The 23,646-nt window shown below is 64.9% G+C and carries 23 protein-coding genes; 11 read left to right on the forward strand and 12 right to left on the reverse strand.

The annotated features are described in order from the left end of the window. Positions 1-31: 31 nt before the first annotated feature. A complete protein-coding gene (locus tag AC5I5I_RS11700; protein ID WP_495973122.1) occupies positions 32-1,285 on the reverse strand; it encodes a methyl-accepting chemotaxis protein in 1,254 nt (417 codons plus the stop codon). A 100-nt stretch (positions 1,286-1,385) separates the two neighbouring features. Here AC5I5I_RS11700 and gshB point away from each other — a divergent pair, with 100 nt between their 5' ends. Both gshB and AC5I5I_RS11710 read left to right on the forward strand, forming a co-directional pair. Beyond that, entirely contained in the window at positions 1,386-2,330 is a 945-nt protein-coding gene (gene gshB, locus AC5I5I_RS11705; RefSeq protein ID WP_495973124.1) for a glutathione synthase, read from the forward strand. A gap of 119 nt (positions 2,331-2,449) precedes the next feature. Beyond that, on the forward strand, positions 2,450-3,448 hold the full coding sequence (locus tag AC5I5I_RS11710) for a peptidoglycan recognition protein family protein (RefSeq protein WP_495973126.1): 999 nt from the start codon (positions 2,450-2,452) through the stop codon (positions 3,446-3,448). 3 nt (positions 3,449-3,451) lie between these two features. Here AC5I5I_RS11710 and AC5I5I_RS11715 read toward each other — a convergent pair whose 3' ends face one another. After that, positions 3,452-3,649: a hypothetical protein gene (locus tag AC5I5I_RS11715; RefSeq protein ID WP_495973128.1), complete on the reverse strand. Its 198-nt coding sequence runs from the start codon at positions 3,647-3,649 to the stop codon at positions 3,452-3,454. Between the two features lie 140 nt (positions 3,650-3,789). On the opposite strand from AC5I5I_RS11715, the gene AC5I5I_RS11720 reads away from it, so the two are divergent. Then, on the forward strand, positions 3,790-5,328 hold the full coding sequence (locus AC5I5I_RS11720; protein ID WP_495973130.1) for a YifB family Mg chelatase-like AAA ATPase: 1,539 nt from the start codon (positions 3,790-3,792) through the stop codon (positions 5,326-5,328). Positions 5,329-5,510: 182 nt separating this feature from the next. Next, positions 5,511-7,721, forward strand: a complete 2,211-nt coding sequence (locus tag AC5I5I_RS11725; RefSeq protein WP_495973132.1) for a response regulator — start codon at positions 5,511-5,513, stop codon at positions 7,719-7,721. Between the two features lie 35 nt (positions 7,722-7,756). On the opposite strand, the gene coaA is transcribed toward AC5I5I_RS11725, so the two are convergent. The 3 genes from coaA to AC5I5I_RS11740 all read right to left on the reverse strand — a co-directional run bounded on the left by coaA (position 7,757) and on the right by AC5I5I_RS11740 (position 10,140). Continuing rightward, a complete protein-coding gene (coaA, locus tag AC5I5I_RS11730) occupies positions 7,757-8,710 on the reverse strand; it encodes a type I pantothenate kinase (RefSeq protein WP_495973134.1) in 954 nt (317 codons plus the stop codon). A gap of 10 nt (positions 8,711-8,720) precedes the next feature. After that, positions 8,721-9,071, reverse strand: a complete 351-nt coding sequence (locus AC5I5I_RS11735; protein ID WP_495973136.1) for a phosphoribosyl-ATP diphosphatase — start codon at positions 9,069-9,071, stop codon at positions 8,721-8,723. Positions 9,072-9,339: 268 nt separating this feature from the next. Continuing rightward, complete coding sequence (locus AC5I5I_RS11740; protein WP_495973138.1) at positions 9,340-10,140, reverse strand: hypothetical protein; 801 nt, start codon at positions 10,138-10,140, stop codon at positions 9,340-9,342. Positions 10,141-10,286: 146 nt separating this feature from the next. Between AC5I5I_RS11740 and AC5I5I_RS11745 the strand changes: the two genes are divergently transcribed. The 4 genes from AC5I5I_RS11745 to AC5I5I_RS11760 all read left to right on the forward strand — a co-directional run bounded on the left by AC5I5I_RS11745 (position 10,287) and on the right by AC5I5I_RS11760 (position 15,126). Next, positions 10,287-11,273 (forward strand): Spy/CpxP family protein refolding chaperone, encoded by a 987-nt coding sequence (locus AC5I5I_RS11745; RefSeq protein WP_495973140.1) that lies wholly within the window; start codon positions 10,287-10,289, stop codon positions 11,271-11,273. 145 nt (positions 11,274-11,418) lie between these two features. Next, the gene (locus AC5I5I_RS11750; RefSeq protein WP_495973142.1) at positions 11,419-12,057 is read left to right on the forward strand and encodes a LysE family translocator; all 639 of its coding nucleotides are present in this window, start codon (positions 11,419-11,421) and stop codon (positions 12,055-12,057) included. Between the two features lie 193 nt (positions 12,058-12,250). After that, the gene (locus AC5I5I_RS11755) at positions 12,251-14,044 is read left to right on the forward strand and encodes an amidohydrolase (RefSeq protein ID WP_495973144.1); all 1,794 of its coding nucleotides are present in this window, start codon (positions 12,251-12,253) and stop codon (positions 14,042-14,044) included. A gap of 119 nt (positions 14,045-14,163) precedes the next feature. Beyond that, positions 14,164-15,126, forward strand: a complete 963-nt coding sequence (locus AC5I5I_RS11760) for a Bug family tripartite tricarboxylate transporter substrate binding protein (protein WP_495973146.1) — start codon at positions 14,164-14,166, stop codon at positions 15,124-15,126. 227 nt (positions 15,127-15,353) lie between these two features. Here the strand turns inward: AC5I5I_RS11760 and AC5I5I_RS11765 are convergent, their stop codons facing one another. The 4 genes from AC5I5I_RS11765 to AC5I5I_RS11780 all read right to left on the reverse strand — a co-directional run bounded on the left by AC5I5I_RS11765 (position 15,354) and on the right by AC5I5I_RS11780 (position 18,536). After that, a complete protein-coding gene (locus tag AC5I5I_RS11765) occupies positions 15,354-15,971 on the reverse strand; it encodes a hypothetical protein (protein WP_495973148.1) in 618 nt (205 codons plus the stop codon). 5 nt (positions 15,972-15,976) lie between these two features. Beyond that, positions 15,977-16,426, reverse strand: a complete 450-nt coding sequence (locus AC5I5I_RS11770; RefSeq protein WP_495973150.1) for a hypothetical protein — start codon at positions 16,424-16,426, stop codon at positions 15,977-15,979. A 277-nt stretch (positions 16,427-16,703) separates the two neighbouring features. Beyond that, complete coding sequence (gene rlmN, locus AC5I5I_RS11775) at positions 16,704-17,924, reverse strand: dual-specificity RNA methyltransferase RlmN (protein ID WP_495973152.1); 1,221 nt, start codon at positions 17,922-17,924, stop codon at positions 16,704-16,706. Between the two features lie 75 nt (positions 17,925-17,999). Then, entirely contained in the window at positions 18,000-18,536 is a 537-nt protein-coding gene (locus AC5I5I_RS11780; RefSeq protein ID WP_495973154.1) for an invasion associated locus B family protein, read from the reverse strand. Positions 18,537-18,689: 153 nt separating this feature from the next. Between AC5I5I_RS11780 and AC5I5I_RS11785 the strand changes: the two genes are divergently transcribed. Further along, complete coding sequence (locus AC5I5I_RS11785; protein ID WP_495973156.1) at positions 18,690-19,664, forward strand: NADPH:quinone oxidoreductase family protein; 975 nt, start codon at positions 18,690-18,692, stop codon at positions 19,662-19,664. 262 nt (positions 19,665-19,926) lie between these two features. On the opposite strand, the gene AC5I5I_RS11790 is transcribed toward AC5I5I_RS11785, so the two are convergent. From AC5I5I_RS11790 to AC5I5I_RS11800, 3 genes are all read right to left on the reverse strand, one after another. After that, positions 19,927-20,145 carry a hypothetical protein gene (locus AC5I5I_RS11790; RefSeq protein WP_495973158.1) on the reverse strand — a complete coding sequence of 73 codons (219 nt, stop codon included), beginning with the start codon at positions 20,143-20,145 and terminating at the stop codon, positions 19,927-19,929. Between the two features lie 256 nt (positions 20,146-20,401). Continuing rightward, complete coding sequence (locus AC5I5I_RS11795; protein WP_495973876.1) at positions 20,402-20,752, reverse strand: YkvA family protein; 351 nt, start codon at positions 20,750-20,752, stop codon at positions 20,402-20,404. Positions 20,753-20,879: 127 nt separating this feature from the next. After that, positions 20,880-21,773 (reverse strand): LysR family transcriptional regulator, encoded by an 894-nt coding sequence (locus AC5I5I_RS11800; RefSeq protein ID WP_495973160.1) that lies wholly within the window; start codon positions 21,771-21,773, stop codon positions 20,880-20,882. Between the two features lie 115 nt (positions 21,774-21,888). On the opposite strand from AC5I5I_RS11800, the gene styA reads away from it, so the two are divergent. Both styA and AC5I5I_RS11810 read left to right on the forward strand, forming a co-directional pair. Next, entirely contained in the window at positions 21,889-23,136 is a 1,248-nt protein-coding gene (styA, locus tag AC5I5I_RS11805; RefSeq protein ID WP_495973162.1) for a styrene monooxygenase subunit StyA, read from the forward strand. Between the two features lie 202 nt (positions 23,137-23,338). Continuing rightward, entirely contained in the window at positions 23,339-23,638 is a 300-nt protein-coding gene (locus AC5I5I_RS11810; RefSeq protein WP_495973164.1) for an EthD family reductase, read from the forward strand. Positions 23,639-23,646: the final 8 nt, after the last annotated feature.

Below are 23,646 nucleotides of genomic sequence, written 5' to 3' on the forward strand. Positions count from 1 at the left end.
CGGCCCGGCGGTGCCGCAGCGCTGGGGCAGTTCAAGCCGCCTTGATGCGCTCGACGAATTGCTCGATCTGATTGCGCATCTGCGAGGCCAGCCGGTCCAGCCGGTCCGAGACATCGTGCGCGGCTTCGGAATGCACGCGGCTGATTTCGGTGGCTTCCGTCACCCTGCCGATCTGATCGGTGGTTTCGGCCGCCCGGCGCGACGCCGTCTCGACACTGCGCGCGATCTCCTGCGTCGCCGCGCCCTGCTCGGTCACCGCCGCGGCAATTGCACTTGAAATATCGCCGATCTCGCGGATCGTGGTCTTGATCGCGCTGATCGCCGCGATCGACCGGTTGGTGGCCTGCTGCATTCCCGCGATCTGCGCTCCGATCTCGTCCGTGGCCCTCGCGGTCTGGCCGGCCAGCGCCTTGACCTCGCCCGCCACCACCGCGAAGCCACGGCCTGCATCGCCGGCGCGCGCCGCCTCAATGGTGGCATTGAGCGCCAGCAGATTGGTCTGCTCGGCAATGTCGTTGATCAGCCGGATCACGTCGCCGATCCGGCCGGCGGCCTCGCTCAGTTCCTTGACCGTGTCATTGGTCGCGCCGGCTTCGGCCACGGCCTTCATCGCGATATCGTTCGATTGTGACACCTGCCGCTCGATCTCGAGCACCGACATCGCAAGCTCGTCGGCGGCGGACGCGATGTCGCGCACATTGGTGTTGGATTCCTCGGACGATTGGGTGGCGCGGCCGGTCCGGTCGACGGTGATATCGACCGCCTGCGCCAGCTCGGTCGCAGCCTTCTTGGCGCGCCCGGACATCTTCATCAGCTCGCGCAGCGTCACCTCGACATCCGCGGAGAACGCCGCGATCTCGGCCGCGATCTGATCCTGCCGCTGCCTGCGCGCATCGGCATCCTCACGCACGGTCTGGTTCAGGTCCTTGTTGGTCCGCATGGCGGACTGGAACACCGCGATCGACGCGGCCAGTGCGCCGATTTCGTCGCGCCGTCCGCGATGCGGGATTGCCACGTCGATTTGCCCGTCCGCAAGTTGCCCGGTCACGCGCGTGATCGCGAACAGCCGGGCGCAGGTGCGCCCCACCACCGCCGCACCGGACGCCGCGAGCAGCAGGAGCAGCACGGCCATGGCGCCGAGCGGCCAGGCGAGGCTATGCGTGTCGGCGACCGGCGCACCGCTTCCGATCTGCCGCGCAATAACCGCGAGCGCGACGGCCACGGTCGCGACCAACGCGAAAATGGCGTAAAGCTTGACCGCGATCGTCAATCTCGGGAATGCCACGGGGAACATCCGGGTGGTTCGGAAAAACTCGTCGCCGGATCATCGCAGCGAGTTATTAACCACGCGTTTGCACCTGAAATAAGAAAGCTGGGTCAAGAGCATGCCACTGAATATCGCCGTCCAGATGGACCCCATCGAGCGGATCAATATCCGCGGGGATTCCACCTTCGCGCTGCTGCTGGAGGCGAAGGCGCGCGGCCACACGCTATCCTATTATACGCCCGACAAGCTCGCCCAGAGCGGCGACCGGGTGTTCGCGACGGTGCAGCCGCTGGAGGTGCGCGACGAGATCGGCAACCACGTCACCCTGGGCGACGGCAAGCGCACCGAACTGACCGACTTCGACGTGATCCTGCTGCGGCAGGACCCGCCCTTTGACATGGCCTATATCACCACCACGCATATGCTCGAGCGGGTGCATCCGAAGACGCTTGTGGTCAACGATCCGGCGCATGTGCGCAACGCGCCGGAAAAAATCTTCGTCATGGAGTTTGCGGACCTGATGCCGCCGACCCTGATCACCCGCGACCTGGCCGAGATCAAGGCGTTCCGCGAACAGCATGGCGACATCGTCATGAAGCCGCTTTACGGCAACGGCGGCGCCGCCGTGTTCCGGCTCACACGCGACGATCTCAATTTCGGCTCGCTCTACGACCTGTTCGCGACCACCTTCCGCGAGCAATGGATGGTGCAGCGGTTTCTTCCCGAGGTGAAGAAAGGCGACAAGCGCATCATCCTGGTCGACGGCAAATATGCCGGCGCCGTGAACCGGGTGCCGGCGCCGGACGACCTTCGCTCCAACATGGTGCGCGGCGGATCGCCGAAGGATACCGAACTCACCGAGCGCGAGCACGAGATCTGCCGCCGGCTCGGACCCGCCCTGAAGGAGCGCGGGCTGATCTTCGTCGGCATCGACGTGATCGACGGCTTCCTGACCGAGATCAACGTCACCTCGCCAACCGGCATCCGCGCGATCCGCAATATCGGCGGACCGGACATAGCGGCGATGGTCTGGGATGCGATCGAGACGAAGCGCAAGGCATGAGCCGCCGTGACCGATCGGACACGGGCGGCACACCGCCGCAAGGCTGATACCCTTTGCCCGATTGTGTTCGCGACCGGGCCTGCGTTAGCGTGAAGCGAACGACACGCGACAGCGGCTTCATGGCTTTGAACAGACTTTCATTGGCTCTCGTGACCTGTGCGATGGCGCTGACCTCGCCATCCCGGGCATTCGAGATCGAATTTCCGTCGGGCGGAAAATGCAGTTTCGCCAAACGCCCGCCGGTCGTGCTGACCGAGCGGCAGATCGCGGGCTTCTGCAAATTCGATCACCAAACCCAGTCGTTTGCTGGGACGCCCGCCGAACAGGCCCGCTGCCTGCTGAACCCGCTCGAACCGGTCGGCCGGCTCGGCGCAGCGATGGAGACCCTGCCTGCGGCGCTGGAGAAGCGCGTCGGCGGCGACACCGACCTGCCGTCACGCGATGCGCTGGCGGGTCTGTTGCGCGACCGCGGCGCCAGCCAGACCGTGATCGATACGCTCGCACAGCCGGTGTCGCACGCGCATGACAACGATCCGCTGGCGCGTTCCGCGACCTATATCGTTTTCCACGACACCTCGACGCCGAACTATCGCACCCAACCCTGGCCGGTCTCGATCGACGACAATCCCAAGATCAACAATCTCGCCCGCTATGCCTGTTCCAACGACATCGAGCGCGCGCATGTGTTCATCAATCGCGGTGGCAGGATCTATCTCGCGCATGACTTCAACGTGCCATGGCGCGCGACCAAGTTCGAAGCCGCGAAGAATTTCGGGCCCTCATTGAAGGGGCTGTTCCTGCATGTCGAGCTGATCCAGCCGCGCCGCGCACTCAAGGGCTATGGCAGCCGCAACGATTTTCTTGCGCCCACGCCCGGCTTCACCCCGGCACAATATGAATCGCTTGCGCTCGTCTACACGGTGGCAAGCCGCCGCGCCGGCTTCTGGATGATCCCCGCCTTCCACTCGGTGCTGGACGAGGGCATCCGCAACAAGCACGACGACCCGCAGAATTTCGAGCTGGCGCAGTTCGCGCAAAGCCTCGATGCGCTGGTCGGAGAGCTGCGCACACGGACTGCGGCTGCAGAGAGCAATCCCGAAGCGGCGAAGCCCGACTAAACGTCAGGCTGCCTGGCGAAACTCTTCGATCGCAGCGAAGTCGTCGTCCGCGACCGCCTCTTCCAGCTCGATCTGCTGCAGCGTGCGTCCCGCCTGCATGCGCTCGATCAGACGTTCGATGTCGGATCCGGCCAGTTGCGCTTCGCGGCGGGCACGGCGGGCGAAGGCAAGCTCCATCTGCAAGGTTTTCAGGTCGACCATCTCGCAACTCCATCCCTGTTGAGGAAAAGCTAGCGTGAGTCGTTTTGTTCTGCAAATGTTCTTGTGAAAAATATCCGGATACGCTAGACTTCATCCACAATCTACTTGAACGCGTAGACTGCAAGCGGGCGGCTTGGGTGATGGTTCAGCGGGTTTCCACGGTTGCGTTTCAGGGGATCGAGGCCCGCGCGGTCGATGTGCAGGTCCAGGTCGCGCCCGGCCTGCCGGCCTTCAGCGTGGTCGGGCTCGCCGACAAGGCGGTGTCCGAAGCCCGCGAGCGTGTGCGCTCCGCGCTGATCGCGTCGGGGCTGGCGCTGCCGGCGCGCCGCATCACCGTCAATCTCGCGCCGGCCGATCTGCCCAAGGAAGGTAGCCATTACGATCTGCCGATCGCGCTCGGCCTGATGGCTGCGATCGGCGCGATCCCTCACGACGCGGTCGCGGGCTTCACCGTGCTGGGCGAACTCGGGCTCGACGGCTCCATCGCGCCGGTCGCTGGCGTCCTGCCGGCGGCGATCGGCGCCAATGCCCGCGGCGAAGGATTGATCTGTCCGAAAGCTTGCGGTGCGGAAGCCGCCTGGGCCAGCCCGGAAATGGAGATCGTTGCCGCCGCATCGCTGATCCAGCTTGCCAATCATTTCAAGGGCACGCAGGTGCTCACGCGCCCGCAACCGCAGATCCGCGAAACCGAGGCCACGCTGCTCGACCTCGCCGACATCAAGGGACAGGAGAGCGGCAAGCGCGCGCTCGAAGTCGCCGCTGCCGGTGGACATAATCTGCTGCTCGTCGGACCGCCCGGCGCCGGCAAGTCAATGCTGGCGGCCCGGCTGCCGTCGATCCTGCCGCCGCTCACGCCGGAGGAATTGCTCGAAATCTCGATGGTCGCGTCGGTCGCGGGCGAGATCGAGGGCGGCTCGCTCACCAACCGTCGCCCGTTCCGTTCGCCGCATCATTCCGCATCGATGCCGGCGCTGGTCGGCGGCGGCCTGCGGGCGCGGCCGGGCGAAGTCTCGCTCGCGCATAACGGCGTGCTGTTTCTCGACGAGTTCGCCGAATTTTCCGGGCAGGCGATCGACTCGCTGCGCCAGCCGCTCGAGACGGGCGAAGTCTCGATCGCGCGCGCCAACCATCGCATCACCTATCCGGCGCGATTCATGCTGGTCGCGGCGATGAATCCCTGCCGCTGCGGACATGCCAGCGACCCGGGCTATATCTGCAAGCGCGGCATGAATGTGCGCTGCGCCGCCGATTACCAAGGGAAACTGTCCGGTCCGCTGCTCGACCGTATCGACCTGCATATCGAGATTCCGGCGGTCACCGCCGCCGACCTGATCCTGCCGCCGCCCACTGAAGGCTCGGCGCAGGTTGCTGCACGTGTGGCGCGCGTCCGCGACATCCAAGCGGAGCGTTATGCGGCGCTTGGCCTGCCGCAGATCCGAACCAATGCGCAGGTCTCCGGCAGCGTGCTGGAGCAGGTGGCGCAGCCGGACAAGAACGGTCTTGCTCTTCTCCGCGATGCGTCTGACGCGATGCGGCTGTCGGCACGCGGCTATCACCGGGTGCTGAGGGTGGCGCGCACGCTCGCCGATCTCGACGGCGCTGCGCATGTTGGCCGCATCCATCTGGCGGAGGCTCTGTCCTATCGCGCACTCACCGACGAGATGCGGCGCGCCGCGTAACGCACCTGCCGCCGATCGCTAAAATTGTCTGCAATAGCGCAAGCCGCCGCTAACGCTCCGCGCAAGCGAAAGCTGTCGGACACCCCGGCATCAATCCAATCGCAACCGCCTTCCGTCACCTTTCGTCGCAAGGGCAAGGAGCCGTTCCGTCATGTGCGGACGGCCGATACGGGACGTCAGGCATGCTTTCGATTTCCAGGCCGGAAGGCGGAGTGCGTTCGATTCTGTTCAGCTTCGCGCGGATGGCGTTCTTCCTGATGGCGGGTGTCTGGATCGGGCTTGGGCTTCTCGCATCCACCACGACCGGGACATCGACCTACAATCCGGCCCTGTTCGCCATCGGGCTTGCGGCGCTGTTCGCCTTCGTCTGCACCTTCGCGGCGTTTCTGATCTATCGCAACCGCGTGTGGCGCAGCCGTGCGCTTGCGCTTGAACAGCGCAACGAAAACCTGTCCGACCGGATCTGGACATTGCAGGAGGCGGAGCAGCGCGCCCTGTCGTTCCTCGACATGCAGGGCGACCTGATCGTGCGCCGTAATGCGCACGGCACGGTCACCTTCGCCAACGAAGCCGTCTGCCAGCTCGCGGGCAAGACCGCCGATGCGCTGCTTGGCTCGGATTTCTCCTTCGCCGTCCTCGAACAGGGCGATGCCGCGACCTTGCCGAACGGCAGCCGCGTCTTCGATCAGCAGATCGACACGACCACCGGCCCGCGCTGGATCGCCTGGCGCGAAGGCGCCGTCCGCGGCGCGAATGGTGAAACTGAAATCCAGAGCGTCGGCCGCGACGTTACAGACCGAGTGATGTCGGAACACGCGCTGGCGGAAGCGCGCGACCTGTCGGAGGCCGCGAACCGTGCGAAGTCGCGCTTCCTGGCGATGGCGAGTCACGAAATCCGCACGCCGCTCAACGGCATCATCGGCATGGCCGATCTGCTGCTCGATACCAGGCTCAGCCCCGAACAGGCCACCTATACACGTGCGGTGAAAACATCCGGCGAAACGCTGCTGGCATTGATCGAGGAAATCCTCGACTTCTCCAGGATCGAAGCCGGCCGGCTCGATCTCGAAGCGCGGCCGTTCCCGCTGGCCGCCATGATCGAAGACCTGACCGAATTGCTCGCCGTGCGCGCGCAGGGCAAGGGCCTCGAAATCGCCAGTTATGTCGACGAAAGGCTGCCGTCGCGCGTCATCGGCGACGAGACGCGGCTCAAACAGGTGCTGCTCAATCTCGCCGGCAATGCCGTCAAGTTCACTGCCGAAGGCGGCGTCGCGATCGTGGTCGAGCCGGGCGAATGGCCGGGAGAGATCCTGTTCAAGGTGCGCGATACCGGCATCGGCATCGCGCCGGCGGATCACGACAAGATTTTCAGGGAATTCGAGCAGACCGAAACCGGCGCGAGCCAGGCGGACGGCGCCGGTCTTGGTCTGGCGATCGTCAACCGCATCGTCGAGGGCATGCAGGGCCGCATCGGGCTTGAAAGCGCCCCCGGCACCGGCAGCCTGTTCGAGGTCGCGGTGCCGCTGCAGCCCGCTGCGGATGCCGAACGCATGCCGGCCTTCGTTGCGCCAGACCTGACGCAGCGCGCCATCATGATCGTCGCGCCGTCGCATGTCGAAGCCGCGTTGCTGGCGCGGCGGCTGACGCGCTGGGGCGCGCGGGTCGCGATCGCGCCGAACGAGGCGGTTGCGCAGGCATTGCTGCCGGAGCGCGAATGGAGCGCCGTGCTGATCGACCATGTGCTCGGCAATGACGCGATCGACGCGCTGCTCGCCGCGACCCGCAGCATTCCGTGCCGGCTGGTCACCATCACGCCGGCGGCGCGGTCCGAACTCGCCGACCTGAGGGCGCGCGGCTTCAGCGGCTATCTGGTCAAGCCGATCCGGGCAGCTTCGCTGGCCGAACGTCTGCGCATGGACGGCGACGGCTTCGCGCAGATCGCGGACGAACTGAGCGAGCTGCCGAATTTCGGCAGGCCGCGCAAGGACGGCCTGTCGATCCTGGTCGCCGAGGACAACGAGATCAACGCGCTGCTCACCCGTGCGCTGTTGCAGAAGCTCGGGCACCGCCCGCAGGTGGTGGCGAACGGTCATGCGGCGATGGAATCCTTTCTCGCCGCGAACGGTGCGGGTTTGCCGTTCGACCTGATCCTGATGGATGTGCGCATGAGCGGCATCGACGGCATCGAAGCGACGCGCCGCATCCGGGCGATCGAGGCGAAGGCCGGCAGCCGCCGCACGCCGATCGTAGCGCTCACCGCCAACGCGCTGCCGGAGCATCGCGAGGCCTGCCTCGCCGCCGGCATGGATGCGTTCCTGTCGAAGCCGCTCGACCGCGAAAAGCTCGCGACGATCCTGGCGGAAGTCCGCGGGATGGCGCAGCGCGCCGCGTAAGAGGATGATGCGGTAGCCTGATCGCTGCGCAGGCTCTAAAGCCGCCGCAGCGCCACCTCGTCGATCAGGTGACCTTCATTCTTGGTGAGGATCAGGTCGGCGCGCTGCCGCGTCGGCAAAATATTCTCGCGCAGATTGACCAGGTTGATGCGGTCCCAGATGCTCTTGGCGGTCGCCACCGCCTCCGAATCCGACAGCCGCGAATAGCGATGGAAATACGACATCGGATCGCGGAACGCGGTCAGCCGCAGCGCCAGGAAACGGTCGACATACCAGCGCTCCAGCACCTCCTCCGACGCATCGATATAAACCGAGAAGTCGAAAAAGTCGGATACGAAAGGCACCGCCTTGCCGTCTTTCGGCAAACGCCCGGCCTGCAGCACGTTCAACCCTTCGACGATCAGGATGTCCGGACGGTCGATCTCGACCCATTCGTTCGGCACCACGTCGTAGACGATGTGTGAATAGATCGGCGCCCGCATCGGCCGCCGTCCGGCCTTGATGCCGGACAGGAAGCGCAGCAGTTCCGGCAGATCGTAGCTTTCCGGGAAGCCTTTCTTCTCCATCAGTCCTTCGCGTTCCAGCACCGCATTGGGCAGCAGGAAGCCGTCGGTGGTGACGAGATCGACCTTCGGCGTATTCGGCCAGCGCGCCAGCAGCGCCTGCAGCACGCGCGCAGTCGTGGACTTGCCGACCGCGACCGACCCTGCAACGCCGATGATGTAGGGCACTTTGGAATCTTCCGTGCCGAGGAAGCTCTGCTGCACCCGGAACAGCCGCTGCGAGGCCGCGACATACATCGACAGGAGACGCGAGAGCGGAAGATAGATGTCCTCCACCTCCTTCATGTCGAGGCGGTCATGCACCGAGCGCAGCGTCGAGACTTCCTCCGGATTGAGGGTCATCGGCGTGTCGGCACGCAACGCCGCCCAGTTGGCGCGGCTGAACGAGCGATAGGGGGAGACTTCCGGTTCGACCCGCTGTTCCATGCTCGCCAACCTACAAATCCGCAGGGCGCCGGTCCGGCGTTCGCGACGCCTTCTCGGCCAGACCCGACTGGACGGTTCTCTTCTTCAGCACCGCCTCGACTTCAGTCAGCTCGATGCCCCGCGCCTTCAACACCACGAGAAAATGAAACAGCAGATCGGCGGCCTCGCCGATCACCCGCTCGCGATCCTCGGTCACCGACGCAAGCGCCATCTCGACCGCCTCCTCGCCGAGCTTTTTCGCGCAATGCTCGACCCCGCGGTCCAGCAGCTTGCGCGTATAGGATGCCTCGGCGCTCGCGGTGGCGCGCTCGCTGACAATGGCGGCCAGGTCGGTCAGGGTGAAGGGTATCTCGAGGGCCACGTGCAACTCCTGCGTTCTGCACGCTTGTACCCCGATATGGTCCCCTTTGTGGACTCCCTCCAGCGCATGGCGATGGGCCCTGCCCTGTTCGCGCCCTCCCTGCCGTCCAGTGAGCGCGGCGATTTTTATATTCAAAAAATAATATTCGTTCCGGGGCGGATTTTGACCGATGTCAAACCAGACCCGTCCGCGATCGGCAGTAATCGAACGGGGCGTTTAACGGGACCTGAAAATGGCTACGATCCTGCGATTAAGGCGATTGGTGCGTCTAGCGAGCCTGACGATCGTCACGGCCGCGTTCCTTTGCATTCCGTCGCTTGCAATCTCCCCATCCGCTCTCGCGGCACAACACGGCGCAGATGCCGATCGCGCGATTGATTTTAGCGCGCGCAGGGATGGACAGGGTGGCGGAGGACGCGGTGGCGGCATGGGCGGCGGCGGCGGCGGCGGCCGTCAGATGCAGCAGCAGCGGCGTATCCAGCAACCGCGGGTGCAGCAGCGTCAGCAGCAGAGGGTCATTCGGCAACAGCAGCGCGGGCAGCGGCAGGACATGCATCGCGCGCAGCGGCAACAGCGCCAGCAACTGCAACGCGGCCAGCAGCAGCAACGCCAGCAACAGCGGCGTGGTCAGCAGCAGCAGCGCCAGCAACAACGGCAGGACCGGCAACGCTCGCAACGCGATCGTCAGCAGCAGCAGCAGCGCCAGGATCGGCAGCAACAGCAGCGCGATCGTCAGAAGACACAGCGGGAACAGCGGCAGGACCGTCAGCAGCAGCAACGCGATCGCCAGAAAGCGCAGCGGGAGCAGCGCCAGGAGCGTCAGCAGCAACAGCGCGATCGCCAGAAAACCGACCGGCAACAGCGACAGGATCGCCAGCAACAGCGCCGGCGCGATGCGCAACAGCGCCAGCGCGATCGTCAGGGACAGCAGCGCGACCGTCAGCAGAAGAAGAGCCAGGAGCGCGCGCAGCGTGACAAGGCGCGGCAGGATCGCCAGCGGCAGCGCGCCGAGCGCGATCAGAACAGACGGATCGCCGACACGCGCCGGTCGAAAGACCGCGCCGAGCATCGCATGAAGAACAGGTTCAGCCGCGATGCCGCGCGCCAGGGCCGTTTCGCAAACCGCTATCGCAACCGCGACTATGCGCGGGTGCGCTACGCGCGCTGGGCGCCGGATCGCGCCTGGCGGCGGGGCCTGCTCGCCGGCTTCGTTCCGTGGGGTATCGGCCTTGGCGTCGGCGGAGCGGTGTTCTGGCCCTATGCCTATGCCGATCTGTTCAATTACACCTTCTGGCCGACGGCTATTACGGTGGCTATTGGGCCTACGCCTACGATGACCTGTTCGACGGCATCTGGTGGGACTCGGAGCCGGAATACGCGACGGAAGCGCTGGGCTATGCGCCCGCCCCGGCTACCGGCGGCGCACCGGCCGCAGCCCCGGTGCGTCCGCAGACGCAGAGCCGCGTCCAGGATCAGGGTCAGGAGCAGGACCGTGCCGCTCCGGGCCGCCGCACCGCGCCGACTGCGGGAGAAGGCGCCTGCGGCGAGACCGGACGGGGCATCACCGCGTGGCCGTTCGACCGCATCCAGTCGTCGCTGAATCTCAGTGCCGACCAGCAGGATCTGCTGGACGCGCTGCGCGATGCAGCGCTGGAGGCCGCCGAGGCCATGCGCGACTCGTGTCCGCAAAGCGTGCCGCGCAATCCGGTCGAACGCCTGCAGACCATGCTGGAGCGCATCGAGGCGACCCTCGAAGCCCTCAAGATCGTGCGGCCAGCCCTCGAGCGCTTCTACGATTCGCTGTCGGCCGATCAGCAGCGGCGGTTCGAAGCGCTCGGTCCGAAGATCGCGAGCGCGCAGGCGCAGGGCCGCGGCGGTGCCGATGACGCCAATGCCTGCGGCACCGACAAGCCCGGTCTCGCCAATTTCCCGATCGCGAAGATCCAGGAGACGGTGTCGCCGACGGACGAACAGCTCGATCTGCTCGACGCGCTGGAAGACGCCACCTTCAAGGCCCTCGATATCCTGAAGGCCGCCTGTCCGCTGGATCCGCCGGTCTCGCCGAGCGAGCGGCTGGCCGCGACCCAGACCCGGATCGAAGCGATGATCGAAGCGGCCAAGGCGATCCAGCCGGCGCTGGAAGACTTCTACGCCGCACTCGACGATCAGCAGAAAGCGAAGTTCAGCAAGATGAAGAGCTGACGCACGCCGTGTTGTCACGCGACCGCCGGACTGCTGGCGGGCGGTCGCGTCACGTGAACCGCCGCGCTTGACGCGCGGCGGTTTTCATTTGAGCGTGCCGTATGCGACCTGTCGGCGTCGCCGTGAGACCGGACCGATCCTTCCGATGACCATCCTTCCCGAACCCGCCATTCTCGCCGCGTTCATTGCAGCCTCCCTGATCCTGATCGTCACGCCGGGCCCGGACATGACGCTGTTTCTCGGCCAGACCATCAATGGCGGACGCGCGCGCGGCTTCGCCTCGATGCTGGGCGCCACTGCGGGACTGATGGTGCATTCGATGCTCGCGGCATTCGGCCTGTCGGCGCTGCTGGTCGCCTCCGCGACCGCCTTCACCGCGATCAAGATCGTGGGCGCGGGCTATCTGCTCTGGCTTGCGGTGCAGGCGGTCCGGCATGGCTCGTCGCTGTCGCTCCGGCAGGGCACGCCGGTGCGCGGCGGCCTTGCCAGCGCCTTCGCGATGGGGCTCGGCGTCAACCTGCTCAATCCGAAGATCGTGATGTTCTTCCTGACCTTCCTGCCGCAATTCGTGTCGGCGTCCGATCCGGAGGCGCCGGCCAAGCTTCTGATGCTGGGGCTGCTCTATACGCTGCTCACGCCACCCCTCTGCGCGCCAATGATTCTCGGCGCCGAACGCTTCGCGGCTACGATGCGCAACTCACCGCGCCTGATGCGCGCCTTCGACTGGAGCTTCGCCGGCCTGATGGGCGCCTTCGCGGCGCGGCTGCTGTTGGCGCGGGCGTAACCGGGTTGAGCGCCGCAACGCCTAGGCATGGCCCGCTTCCGGCGATGCAAATGCCGGGAAGTGTAGAAACGACATCCGCCCGGTCATAGTGCGTTTACCGCACCGACTGATTTGAAACGTGAATTTGACCGGATTGAAATCTCGCGTCGGCTAAAGCGTCCGACGGCAATTCAAAACAGCCGGACAAAACCTCATGTGCCACGTTTGTGTCGGAAAGCTTTTCACCAATCGCAGCCTTTACACTGGCTGGGAGGCGTCCGCCGTTGCGCCGGCGCTGCCGGAAGGACCATCGCGACGCGCCTTCATGACGCTGGCCGGCGCGGCCGGCATCGCTGGCCTCGGCCTGTCCGCCGGACAGGTGGCGGCGCAGGCGCAGGCCGGGGCGGACATCATCTTCCAGGGCGGCACGATCATCCCCATGGCGGCGGCAGGCCCCAGGAATGTCGAAGCGCTGGCGCTGCGGGGCGGCAAGATCGTTGCGGCCGGCACGGCATCGGAGCTGTCCGGACTGCGGACCGGCAGCACCAGGGTGATCGATCTCGACGGGCGCACCCTGCTGCCGGGGTTCGTCGACCCGCACCAGCATTCCTGCTTCGTGGCGCTGTTTGCCGAATTGCTGACCGATGTCGGCTACGCGATCTATCCGACCCGTGCCGAACTCATCGCCGGCCTGAAGGCGCTCGATGCCAAGCTGCCGCCAGGCCAGTGGCTCACGGCCTATAACTTCGACAACCTGCTGCAGGGCGGCGACCTGTCGATGACAGAGCTTGATGGCGTGTCCAAGGATCGCCCGATCTTCATCTGGTACATCAACATGCATGACGGAGCCGCCAACTCGGCGGCCTTCAGGATTGCGCAGATTCCCGAGGATGTCGGCGTCCTGCCGGGTGGTGGTCATTTCGGACGCGGGCCCGACGGCAAGTTCAACGGGCTCGTCTACGAAGAAAGCGCCATGCTGAAATTCGTGGCGCACGCGCTGCCGAAAATTACACCGGCCGTGTTCGCGAAAGCGATGACCGACTATTTCAAGAAGAGCGCCGCGCTCGGCAACACAACCACGCACGAGCCGGGCACGGTGCAGCCCGAATGGATCGACGGGCTCGTCAAGATGACGGCCAGCGGCACCGGGAGACTAAGCGCGAGCCTGATGTATAACGAGATGCAGGGCGGCGATGCCTACAAGGCCTTTGGCCGTGGCGCCAAGGCGACGCTGTTTCCCAACTCGCGCTTCTCGCTGTTCGGCATCAAGATCGTCGGCGACGGCTCGAACCAGACCAAGACCGGCGCGCAGACCATCCCCTATCTGAATACGAACCAGAAGGGTGCGCCGAATTATCCGCCCTCGGAACTCATGACCATGGTCGCAGCGGTCAAGGCGGCGGGCTGGCCGGTGCAGATCCACTGCAACGGCGATGCCACCATCGATGACGCCCTGAATGCCATCGAGGCGGCTTACGGCGCCAATCCAACCACCGGCATGAACCGGATCGAGCATTCGACCATGGTGCGGCAGGACCAGCTCGATCGGATGAAGAAGCTCGGCGTGCAGCCGACATTCCTGATGAACCACGTCTATCTCTACGGCGCAGCCTATCGCGATCAGTTGTTCGGACCGGAGCGCACGAAATTCATGGATCCTGCCGGAGCCTGCGTGAAGGCCGGGATTCCGTTCACGCTGCACACCGACGCTCCGTGCTCGCCGCTTGGCTCACTGCGCCTGGTCCAGACCGCCGTCACCCGGCGCTGCACCGTTGACAATTCGGTCATCGGTCCCGATCAGGCCGTCAGCGTCGAAGAGGCGCTCAAGGCGGTGACCTCGGCCGCAGCGGCGCAGATCGGTCAGGGCGACCGCATCGGATCGCTGGAGCCGGGCAAGGAAGCCGACCTTGTCATTCTGGAACGGGATCCGTTCAAGGTCGCGCCGGACGAGATCATGAAATCGAAGGTGTCGGAAACATGGGTCGCCGGTGAAAAGATCTTCGGCTGAAGTGACCCGCACGTCCTGTGGTGATCGCGTGCAAGTGGCGGTGGCACTGGCCAACACCTGATTGACGATGCATGATGCCTGCAAGCGCTGGTCCCAAGGCGCGTAAGGGAGGATTTTTCATGCGCGTGTTGTTGCGGATCGTTGCAGTTCTGTTTGCCTTTGCCATTCCCGCCCATGCGCAGGATTTCCCCTCGAAGCCGATCAAGCTGATCGTCCCGTTCCCGGCCGGCGGGCCGAACGACATCATCGCGCGCGTCGTCGGCGCGAAAATGTCGGAGCTTCTCGGCCAGCCGGTGGTGATCGACAATCGCGGCGGGGCCGGCGGCGTCATCGGCACCGATGCGGTGGCCAAGGCGGAACCGGACGGCCACACCATCGCCATCACCAGCGCCGGCGCGCTCGCGATCTCGAAAAGCCTGCAGCAGAAATTGCCCTACGACACGCTGAAGGATCTCAAGCCCGTCACGTTGGTGGCCAAGGTGCCGGAACTGCTTGTGGTCGCGACCGATGTGCCGGCCACCTCGATGAAGGAATTGCTGGCGCTCGCGAAAGCCAAGCCGGGGTCGCTCAACTTCGCGTCCACCGGTCCGGGCTCGATGCCGCATCTCGCCGGCGAATTGTTCAAGAGCGCAGCGGGCATCGACATCGTGCATGTGCCCTACAAGGGCGCGGCACCGGCCGTGAACGACGTGATCGGCAATCAGGTGCACATGGTGTTTCTCGACATCCCGGTACTGCTGCCGCAGGTGAAGGCCGGCAAGGTGAAGCCGATCGCGCTCGGCAGCACGCAGCGGGTGCCGTCGCTGCCGGACGTGCCGACCACCGGCGAGGTCGGCCTGCCGCAGATACAAGCCGAGAACTGGTACGGCATGGTGGCGCCCGCCGCGACGCCGCCGGCGGTGATTGCAAAACTGCACAAGGCCACCGTCGATGCGCTGAACAGCGCCGAGGTACGCGACAAGCTCGCACCGCAGGGCGCGATCCTGGTCGGCAATTCGCCGGACGAATTCGCAGCCTATATCCAGAGCGAGATCGACAAGTGGGGCAAGGTCGCGAAAGACGCGGGCATCAAGCCGGATTGAGCCCCGCCGTCTCTGCACTCGTATCCGCAAAAACGGCGCGAGCATTTGTGCCCTCTCCCCTTGAGGGAGAGGGCTGCGATGTCGTGCACGCGAGTCGTGATGGGTGAGGGGTCGCGGTCAACGATCTCACCCCTCACCCATCATCGCGCGTGGACCTTCCGAGTAGCCCTCTCCCTCAAGGGGAGAGGGCACAACAACAAGCGCCGCAAATTCGCGGCAACCGCGCATCACCCCACCGGCCTGAACAGATACTGCAGCAAGAGATGCGTCGGCCAATAGATCGCGACCGGCAGCCCGAAAAACAAAAGCGCGAACCACGCATTCGGCGACATCCAGGTCTGCGGTTTGCGATCGTCGAAGCCCCAGACAAGATTGATGTTGACCGGTGTCATGCCGGGATCGGGCTGCGCCTTCGGCATCAGAAAATAGCAGACCGGCAGCACCACGCAGGATAGCGCCGTCCACGCCACGAATGCGCGGCTGTCGTAGCCCATCTCCCAGACGAGATAGAGCAGCAGGAACGGCAGCCAGCCGTGAAACAGCGACAGCCCGCGCAGGAATCGCGAGCGATGGCTTTCGAACATGTAATTTGTCAGCCCGGTGGTGCGCAGCCCGAACAGATTGAGAATGTAATCGGCTACCCACAGCGTCTGCGGCAACAGGATGCCGACCGCGCTCATCGAAATCGGCAGCGGATCGTCGAGCCACAGGCCCGCCAGCGTCAGCAGCAGCGCGAGATCGCAGAAATAGAGAAAGTTGGTCCAGCCGTAACGATACAGATAGACCGGGACCAGCACCGCCATGAAGGCGGTGTATGCAAGCTTGATCGCGAGCAGCGTGTCCACTGCGGCTAGGTCGCCGCAAACGGATCCTTCCAGCGCCCGGCCTTTCGCCCCGCCAGCAGCCAATAGACGAAGCCGCCGACAATGCCCGCCGCCGTCACGAGTTGCAGCCCATAGGTGATCGGCGAGAGGTCGGTGGTGTTCTCGAGCTGCAGCGAGATATCCGACATGTACCAGATCACCGCCGCGATCAGCCCGCCGCCGATCGCGTAATAGAAGATCGAGCGGATATCGAAGGTCTCTGCGATGGCGATCAGGATCACCGCCGGTATGAAGGCGGTGGCGCCGACGAAGCTGGTCGAGAAGAAGGCGATCGCGAAGAATGCGAATTTCTCGATCGGGTCGGAACTCATGGTCACGAGTTCCGGCGCCATGATGCCGATGGCCAGCGCGATGCTGGCGGCCAGCAGCGCAAACAACAGCGAAAACAGGATGACGAAGAATCGGGTGATGAACATGCGGGGCCCCAGGAATCGCCGTCGCCCTGTTTAGGGCCGCAGGTGCCGATCTGTCGACTCCCTCCCTGATCGCCTGCAAAGGAACTGCACGGGCGCGACTCGCCGCCCTTTACCCTCCCCCTTGTGGGGAGAGTCGATCGACTGAACGAAGTGAAGAAGATCGGGGTGGGGCATCGGGTCGGCGCGCAGGTGGCTTCGTCGCAACAAGGCCCCCACCCCGCCTGCCTCGCTCGCAGGCGACCCTCCCCACAAGGGGAGGGTTAGGGTGCAACAAATCCTAATCCGTCATCGCCATGGCGCGCAGCGCCATCCGCTCGCGCGCCGAGAGCTTCTCGGTCTCGCTCTTGAGCTGGCCGCAGGCGGCGAAGATATCCCGCCCGCGCGGGGTGCGCACCGGCGAGGCATAGCCGGCATTGAACACCACCTCGGAGAATTTCTCGATCTGCTCCCAGTCGGAGCATTCGTAGCGCGAGCCGGGCCAGGGATTGAACGGGATCAGATTGATCTTTGCCGGAATGCCCTTCAGCAGTCGCACCAGTTCCTTCGCCTCGGACAGCGAGTCATTGACGCCCTTCAGCATCACATATTCGAAGGTGATGCGGCGCGAATTCGATACGCCGGGATAATCACGGCACGCCTGCAGCAAGTCCTTGATCGGATATTTGCGGTTGAGCGGCACCAGTTCATCACGCAGATCATCACGCACCGCATGCAGCGAGATCGCCAGCATGCAGCCGATTTCGGCGCCGGTGCGCGCGATATTCGGGATCACCCCCGACGTCGACAGCGTGATCCGACGCTTCGACAGCGACAGCCCGTCCCCGTCCGACGCCACATGCAGCGCGTCGCGCACCGCCTCGAAATTGTAGAGCGGCTCGCCCATCCCCATCATCACGATGTTGGAGACACAGCGCTCGCCTTCGGTCGGCAGGCCCGGCCCGGTGGCGCGTGTGTGCCCGAGAAAATCGCCGAGCCGATCGCGCGCGACCATGATCTGGCCGACGATCTCGCCGGCGGTGAGATTGCGCACCAGCCGCTGCGTGCCGGTGTGGCAGAACGAGCAGGTCAGCGTGCAACCGACCTGGCTCGAGACGCACAGCGTGCCGCGATCGCTTTCCGGGATGTAGACGGTCTCGACCAGATGCGGCCGCTCGCCGGGCGTTTCCCCCGCGAGTTTCAACAGCCACTTGCGGGTGCCGTCGGCGGACACCTGCTCGGTCACGACCTCCGGCCGCTCCAGCGTGAAATGCTGCTCCAGCGCGCCGCGCACCTCCTTCGAGATGCTCGACATCGGCGTGAAATCCTGCGCGCCGCGCACATAAAGCCAATGCCAGATCTGTTGCGCGCGCATCTTGCGCTCGCGCTCGCCGACACCGATCCCGCCGAGCATGTCGGCGAGTTGCGCGCGCGAGGCGCCGATCAGCGATGGCTTGTCGGGCGCGACATAGACCTCGAGCGCGGTCTTTTCGAGCGGAGCACTGGCGGTGGCGGCGGTCATGGGCCGGTATATAGGGGAGCGGCCGCGATTTGCCGAATCATGGTCGTCCCCGCGACCTTGCTTAAGCTCGGGAAACTACCGGCACTCCGACGCAGCGCGGTCGAGCGCCTGGGCCACGCCCTTGAGCGAGAACTTATCGATCGTCTTGGTGCCACGGCCGGATTCACCGCGAACCGTGACGTCGGCGCCCTTGCGCATCGCATCGACCAGACGCGCCTCCTCGGCGGCGTTCTTCACCCACGCCCCGTCATTCTGCGTGTACATGGCGAAATTGGTGGAGCCGATCTCGATGGTGGCGTCGGAATTGGCCTTCAGCGGATAGCCGAAAATGACCGAGACCTCCTCCCGCACCTTTTCCGACGGCCGGGTGGAGACGAACAGCCAGGCCTGATCGCGCGGGCGATTCGGCGGATTGGTCTCCGAGGCCGCCGGCTTGGCCAGGGCGAAACAGACCTTCTTGCCGCCCGGGGTCGCCGTATACGCGCCCCAGTCGCCGAATTCTCCCAGCAACTGCGCCGCCGATTGCGCCCGCGCCGAATCGGTCGCCGCATGAGCCGACAACAGCGCGACCGCGCCTAGCACGCTGAAAAACAGGACGAATTTTTTGCGCATCTTCGAGATCCAGACAGATTCGGAATGGCCGACAGCAGGTTAGCACAAACGAGGATTTGCAATAATAAGTGAAAACCGGCGATGTGATGACCATCGGGCAGCATCCATGCCCGCTGTGCACATTCGTCGCAGTCTCCACACGGAAGTCCGGACATGAAAGCCATTCTCTGCAGCCGCTACGGCAGTGCCGACGATCTCGAATTGCGCGATCTGCCGATGCCGGAGCCGGGTGACGGCGAGGTGGTGGTGAAGGTCGCCGCCGCCGCGCTCAATTTCTTCGACACGCTGCTGATCGCCGGAAAATATCAGATCAAGCCGGACTTCCCGTTCTCGCCCGCGGCGGAGTTTGCGGGGACCGTGCATGCGATCGGCCCAGGCGTCACCGGCTTCAAACCGGGCGACCGCGTCATGAGCTATGCCGCCTATGGCGCCGCGCGCGAATACTACGTCCAGAAGGCCGCGCGTCTGGTCAGGGTTCCCGACACGCTCGATCTCGACCGCGCCGCCGGATTGTCCGTCACCTACGGCACCACCATCCATGCGCTGAAAGATCGCGCCAAGCTGAAAGCCGGCGAGACGCTAGCGGTGCTCGGCGCCGCCGGCGGCACGGGTCTCGCGGCCATCGAGATCGGCAAATTGATGGGCGCGCGCGTGATCGCCTGCGCCTCGTCCGACGAGAAATGCGCGTTTGCGAAGAAGCATGGCGCGGACGAAACGGTGAATTACGGCGATGGCGACCTGCGCGCCGAATTGAAGCGTCTCGGCGGCGCGAACGGTATCGACGTGCTCTACGATCCGATCGGCGGCAGCTATGCCGAGCCCGCGTTGCGCTCGATGGCGTGGGAGGGCCGCTATCTGGTGATCGGATTCGCCGCGGGCTACATCCCGAAAATCCCGCTCAACCTGGTGCTGCTGAAGGGCTGCGATATCGTCGGCGTGCATTGGGGCGCATTCGTCGCGCGCGACCCGGACGCCGAAGCCCGCAACATGAGCGAGATCGTGCGCTGGTGCGCGGAGGGCAAATTGTCCGCGCATGTGCATGCGGTCTATCCGCTGAGCGAGACCGCGCAGGCGCTGAAAGACATCGCCGCGCGCAAGATCATGGGCAAGGCGATCTTGAAGCCGTGACGTTACTCGCCGCGTACTCGGTGCGCTCCCTCCCCGCTTGCAGGGGAGGGTTGGGAGGGGGGCAAACGCAGACCGTGTCGTTGTAGCTCACCCCCCTCCCGACCGCCTTCGCTTGCGCTTCGGCGGTCGACCTTCCCCGCAAGGGGGAGGTGAAGAAAAGAGAGCGAGTGCGGAGAGGAAAGAAAAAACCCGGTCCCCTTTCGGAGACCGGGCTGGCAGCCTGTCACGGCGCCGGGATCACACAGGTGAACCCAAGGAGCGATTAGTAGCCGTAGGAGCGGTAGCCGTAGCCGTAGGACTTGTAGCCATACGAGCGGTAGCCGCAGTCGTAGCACTTGTAGGAGTAGCTGTAGGACGGAGCGTAGTGATACGACTTGTAGCCATAGCCACCGTAATAACCGGCGGAAGCAGCGGTCGGGGCCAGAGCGGCGGTGACGAGGGCGGCACCAGCGGCGAGGCCGAGGATGGTCTTGCGGAACATGGGGGTCTCTCCTGTGTGAGGGATACGATCATCGCATCCTGCACATCAGTCGCGCCGGCCTCCGGGGAGGTTCAAAGCCTCGGGACGGTCCGCGCAGATCACGGCTTCGTGTGGATTTCCGGCCGCTCTTGCCCCGTCATCCTGAGGTGCGAGCCGCGTAGCGGCGAGCCTCGAAGGATGCACGGCCACCGATCGGGCCGTCGCCCTTCGAGGCCCGCGCTGCGCGCGGGCACCTCAGGGTGACGGAGTTGGCCGGTCAATCCGCCAGCTTCCGCTTCGCGGCTTCGCGGTGCTCCGGCTGGATCGCGTCGGCCACCGTTTTGATGGCGGCGGCGAGCAGGGCCGCATCGTCGGCGAAGCCGAACAGCGGCAGGAAATCCGGCACCACGTCGACCGGCATCACGAAATAGGCCAGCGCGCCCAGCAGGATGATCCGGACCTGGTGCGGCGTGTTGCGATCGAAGGCGCAGTAATAGGCGGCCAGCAGATCCTCGGCGAAGGGCAGCTTGCCCGCCAGGCGCGTGACTTTCGGCCAGAATCCGTCGCGAACCGTCCGCTCGTCGGCGGCGGCCTTCAGGAAGTCGTCGACATTGCGGGTGCGGGCCATGGCGCGGGCTCCCAGGAATGTTTCGGCAGTCATGTGGTGTCTGGCGAGCGCCGGAGCAAGCCGTTCGGCTCCGCTCCCCCGCGAGCGAAGCGAGTGGTGGAAAGGGTCAAGCTGGAGCGAAAGAGGCTCACGCATTGAACCGCTCGGCCCGGGCGACGATGAAATCGAGAAAGCTGCGCGCCCGCGCCGACATCCAGTGCGTCTCCGGATAGACCACATGCAGCGGCAGCGACGAGACGCCATAATCCGGCAGCAGCGTCTTCATCTGGCCGTTGCGCAAGCTCTCCGATGCACACCAGGCCGGCACGATGGCGATGCCGAGATGCTGCAGCACGGCCTCCCGCATGGCATCGGCATCGTCGACCATCACCGCGCCGGACACGCTCACCACATGCCGGCCATCGTCGGATTCGAATGTCCACTGATTGGCCGGCGCCATCCGCGCATAGGCGATGCAGTGATGCTCCCTCAGATCGTCCGGATTGCGCGGCGTCCCGCGCTCGCGCAGATAAGCGGGCGTCGCCACCAGAAAACGCCGCACCGTGCCGATGCGGCGCGCCATCAGCGAACTCGACTCGAGCTGGCCGATCCGCAGCGCCAACTCCATCCCCTCCTCGACCAGATTGATGGTGCGCTCGTCGAAACGAAGATCGAGCTTCACGTCGGGATAGTCGCGCGCATAATCGCGCACGATCGGCATCAGGTAGTGCCGTCCGAAGGATGACGGCACGCTGATCCGCAACGTGCCCGAGGGGCGCGCCGGCGCCTCACGAATGCTCGCCCGCGCCGCCTCGAAGGTGCCGAGCACCTGCCGCGCCAGGTCATAGACCCGGTGCGCCTCGCGCGTCGGCGTCAGCTTGCGGGTGGTGCGCATGAACAACTGCGAACCAAACTCCTCTTCCAGGAGGGCGATGCGCTTGCTGACGGCGGGCTGGCCGAGCCCGAGTTCCTTCGCGGCGGCGGAGAAGCTGCCGCCCTCCATCGCCCGCACGAACGCCCTCAGACAGTCGATCCGGTCCATCCGAATAATTCCCGTTCGGAATAAATCTTATTCTGTTCATTCCCTATACGGAAGCCCCGGCGCTGCCCTAAGCTTCGCCGCAACAAGCAAGAAATCTGAAAATCGGGAGGGTCACTTGAAGCGATCGATCGGAATCGTCGGCGCCGGCATCGGCGGCTTGCATCTCGCGCTGTACCTGCAGAAGCACGGTGTGGACGCCACCATCATCACCGACCGCGCGGCGGACGACTATCGCCACTCGCGCCTGCTCAACACCGTCGCGCATCATTCGGTGACGATCGCGCGCGAGCACGAGCTTGGGATTCATCACTGGGACGATCCCAAGCTGTTCTATTACTACCACGACCACGTCTTCAATTTCCCGCAGCCGCTGCGCTTCCGCGGCGACTTCAAGAATCCGAGCCGCGCCGTCGATTACCGCATCTATCTGCCGACGCTGATGAACGACTTCGCGCGGCGCGGCGGCAAGATCGAGATCCGCAAGATCGAGGAAGACGACATCCCTGCGCTGGTGAACCGCTTCGATCTTCTCGTCGTCTCCACCGGCAAGGGCGCGCTGGGCGATCTGTTTTCCTATCGCCCCGAACACTCGCCCTATACGCAGCCGCAGCGCCGGCTCTGCGTCGGCCTCTACAAGGGCGTGCGCCAGCCCGACCCGATGAATGTCACGCTCTCGGTCTCGCCCGGCCACGGCGAGATGATCGTGATCCCGACCGTGACCTTCGACGGCATCGCCAATGCGCTGCTGATGGAGAACGTACCGGGCGGCGACATGGAAGAGCTGGCGACGTTGAACTACGAGCAGGACCGCAAGCGCTTCCTCAAGGTGCTGCTCGGCAAGCTCGAAAAGCATCATCCGACCACCTATGACCGGATCGACACCTCGACCTTCGATCTTGCCCAGCCGCAGGACATCCTGCAGGGCGGGGTCGTGCCCACTGTGCGCAACACCATGGTGCAATTCGACGGCGGCAAATGCGCGATCGCATTGGGCGACCTGCATTCCGTGGTCGATCCCATGATGGGCCAGGGCGCCAACATGGCCTCCTACGCCGCCTTCGTGCTGGGCGAAGAGATCGTCGCCGCCGACGCGCTCGACGCGCGGTTCTGCGAAAAGGTCGACATGAAGCGGCAGGATCGCGTGCTCGCGGCCTCGCGCTGGACCAACATCATGCTGGCGCCGCCGTCGGAGGCGATGGGCGCGCTGATTGGGACGATGAGCCAGAACAAGACGCTCGCCGACGAGTTCACAGAGAACTTCAATTATCCCGAACGCCAGTGGGACCACATTGCGTCACCGGAGCGCATCCACGCCTGGCTCAATCGTGTATCCTCGCCGCAGGCCGCAATCGCGGCCGCGTGATACGACTGGTCGAAACCCGCTCGACCTGCGACAACCTTTCGCCGTCACCCTGAGGCGCTTGCGCGAAGCGCAAGCCTCGAAGGGCGACGGCCGAGGTGGCAGTATCTCGGCCGATCATCCTTCGAGGCTCGCTTACGCTCGCACCTCAGGATGACGGCGCGAGGTACCGCCAATCAACGAAGCATCATGCCGAGGAAACGCCATGCACTGCCTGACCGTCATCTATCCGCGTCCCGACGACGAAGCGCATTTCAAGAAATACTATAAAGAGACCCACATCCCGCTTGCCAAGCAACTGCCGGGCCTGAAATCCTGCCACTACGCGTATCCTGCGGCGATCGGTCCCGCCGACCACGTGCCGTTCTGCATCTTCCAGGCCTGGTTCGAGTCGCCCGATGCGATGGGACAGGCCATGCAGTCCGACCTGGGCAAGAAAGTCGGGGCCGACGTGCCGAATTATTCGCCCAAGGGCGCGACCATCTTCCATTTCGCGGCGGAATAACAAGCGAG

This window comes from Pseudorhodoplanes sp. (genome assembly GCF_059499825.1).